At 67.8% G+C, this 2531-nt stretch carries 3 protein-coding genes; 1 reads left to right on the top strand and 2 read right to left on the bottom strand.

Annotation, left to right across the window (positions count from 1 at the left end):
* Positions 1-588 precede the first annotated feature (588 nt).
* Positions 589-1209: a response regulator transcription factor gene (locus E1261_RS44315; RefSeq protein ID WP_132416311.1), complete on the top strand. Its 621-nt coding sequence runs from the start codon at positions 589-591 to the stop codon at positions 1207-1209.
* Positions 1210-1707: 498 nt separating this feature from the next.
* Here the strand turns inward: E1261_RS44315 and E1261_RS44310 are convergent, their stop codons facing one another.
* The gene (locus E1261_RS44310; protein WP_202875478.1) at positions 1708-2079 is read right to left on the bottom strand and encodes a VOC family protein; all 372 of its coding nucleotides are present in this window, start codon (positions 2077-2079) and stop codon (positions 1708-1710) included.
* Between the two features lie 2 nt (positions 2080-2081).
* Complete coding sequence (locus E1261_RS44305) at positions 2082-2477, bottom strand: hypothetical protein (protein ID WP_132416309.1); 396 nt, start codon at positions 2475-2477, stop codon at positions 2082-2084.
* Positions 2478-2531: the final 54 nt, after the last annotated feature.

Here is a 2531-nt window from a genome sequence, read left to right as displayed (position 1 = left end):
ACATCCGCCCGGTCGCCAACGCCGCCTGCGCACATCCGTCCGGTCGCCAACGGCGCCTGCGCACATCCGTCCGGTCGCCAACGGCGCCTGCGCACATCCGCCCGGCCGCCAACGCTGCCCGCGCACATCCGCGCGCCCCATCCAACCGGCCACCAACGCCGCCCGTGCACATCCGTCCGGTCACCAACGCCACCCGCCTACATTCGTCCGGTCGCCAACGGCGCCTGCGCACATCCACCCGGCCACCAACGCCACCGAAGCCCGCCCGCCCACATGCGCGTGTACAGCCGTCGGGGGATGGCGACGTCCAGTTGTCGGGGGTGTGGAGATCGCACGGTGGGTTTGCACAGGAAATGACTTGTTCACGCCCACCGTTTCTTGTTCAAGGCCCCGGCTGGTGGCTCGGATCATCCTGGCGGCGGGGACAGGGAGTGCCGGGGCGGTCGCGATCTGGTCGCAATCTGGTAGAGATGCCGCGTTGATCTGGACGGGGTGTGGCGGCGGCCTTCATGATCTGGAACCGACGTTCTGCCCACTATCTCCCGGTCGCACTTCCCCGGCGCCCGGACGGTGACCCCGGAGGCTCGTTTGCCCGACCCCATTCGGCTGTTGCTGGTCGATGACCAGATCCTCCGCCGAGGCGTCCTCAGGAATGGTCTGGAGCGCGAACGCGACCTCAAGATCGTTGCCGAGATCAACAGATCCGACGATGTCGTCGGCGCCGCCAAACAGCACCGCGCGAACGTCGCCCTGCTGGACGCCGCCGGGCCGGGGACCGCCAGCATCTCCGTCACCACCGAGCTCCGTACGTTGATCCCCGAGTGCCGTGTCGTCATCCTCACCACCTACGGCCGGCCCAATCACCTTCGTCGCGGGCTGGAGGCCGGCGCCAAAGGGTTCGCCCTCAAAGGCTGCCCTGCTCCGCAGTTGGCCGATGCCGTTCGCCGGGTGCACCTGGGGCTCCGGGTCGTCGATGCCAACCTCGCCGCCGAATCCCTCCGGTACTCCGACACGCCACTGAACCACGACGAGACCGACACCCTTCGCGCCGCCCGCGACGGCGGTTCGGTCGCCATGATCGCCCGCTCCCTCCACGTCTCCGAGCGCGTGGTCCGCCGCCGCCTCTGGTCCGCCATCGGCAAAACCGGCGCCCGAACCCGCTCCGACGCCATCCACATCGCCGAACACAACGGCTGGCTCCTCGACTGAGTACACCGACGTCGGTAACGACACATGGTGGTCAGGTGGCGCGGCCGCTTTCCCGCCTGTACGTCGGTGGCCAGGTCGCCGGCGAGGCACTAGTACATGTCGTTCGCGTCATCGCCCGAGCGCGGACCTGGCTTCGAATCCTCCGACCGACAGGACGTATACGGCTGTCGGCGTACCCAGTTGCCGGACGTGAGCGTGGCGGTGGCATCCAGCACACCTATACGTCCTGTCCGTCGGCAGATCACGCACCTTCGGGGCTGGAGTTTCGGTAGGGATGCCCCCGTGGATGTCATCGGCGTTGCCCGCGCCCGGACCCGTCTCGTGCTCAAAGGTGGATCGCCTTCTCTTTGTGCACGAGGTCCCACTTTGTGCACCCACCAACCACGCAGAACCCACCGAAACGGTCGGTGGGTTCTCAAAGTTGAGCTGGGTGCACGAAGAGCAGCGGGGGTGATGAGGAATGGAGGGCTGCTGCCGGGGGCGAGACGAGGCGAAGGGTTACAGGCAGAAGGGGTGGCCGGCTGGGTCGGCGTAGACGGTGTAGCCGGGTTCTTGGCGGAGGGCGGTGGCGCCGAGTGCGCGGGCTCGCCGATCGGAGGTGGGGAGGTCTTCGACGGTGATGTCGAGGTGCATCTGTTGTGGGAAGGCAGGGTCGGGCCAGCGTGGTGGGTGGTAGTCGATCGGGCCATCGCCGAAGGCGAGTTGGAGAGGTGAGCGTTCGGAGCCGATCAGGAACCAGTCCTCGCGGATGATGCGCATGCCCAGGAGTTCGGCGTAGAACTCGGCGAGGGGGCGGGCGCCGCGGGCGTAGCTTTCTTCGGTGTTGCCGGGGCAGGCGAACACGACGTTCATGAGTTCGATGGATGACATGGTCAGAGGCTGTCCAGTTGGGTCCATAGCCAGTTGGGGCCGGTGGTGGTGGCGCCGAGGGGTTCTACGCGGTGGCGGAGGCCTCGGTCGGCGGTGACTACGGTGACGGCGGGTGGGGTCGTGGGGGTGAGCGATTCGGCGGTGACTTCGGTGATGGTGTCGTCGCCGGACGCTGGGGCGAGCACCACCTGGAGGGGGCCGAGGTCGAGGGGATCGCCGTCGAGGGCTCGGCGGGCGGCGCCTTCGAGGATGACGATGATGCTCGTCTCGGGGAGTTGCTGCTGGAGGGCGGCGAGTTTGAGCAGGAGGCGTCGGGCGGCGCCGGGGCGGTCGCGCCACCAGCCGTCGGGGCGGGAACCGATCACGTTGGCGGCGTCGACCACGATGACCTGTCTCATGTCCCCAGTTTGCACTCAAGCAGTCAGAAGCAGCTGGAGAGGAACTCGCCGTCG

The organism is Kribbella albertanoniae, assembly GCF_004348455.1.
Taxonomy (GTDB): domain Bacteria; phylum Actinomycetota; class Actinomycetes; order Propionibacteriales; family Kribbellaceae; genus Kribbella; species Kribbella albertanoniae.
This window is presented reverse-complemented; position numbering and strand designations above follow the sequence as displayed.

Coding starts and splice junctions, on each gene's coding strand:
- E1261_RS44310 (WP_202875478.1), bottom strand. CDS start 2,079: ATGTCATCCATCGAACTCATGAACGTCGTGTTCGCCTGCCCCGGCAAC.
- E1261_RS44305 (WP_132416309.1), bottom strand. CDS start 2,477: ATGAGACAGGTCATCGTGGTCGACGCCGCCAACGTGATCGGTTCCCGC.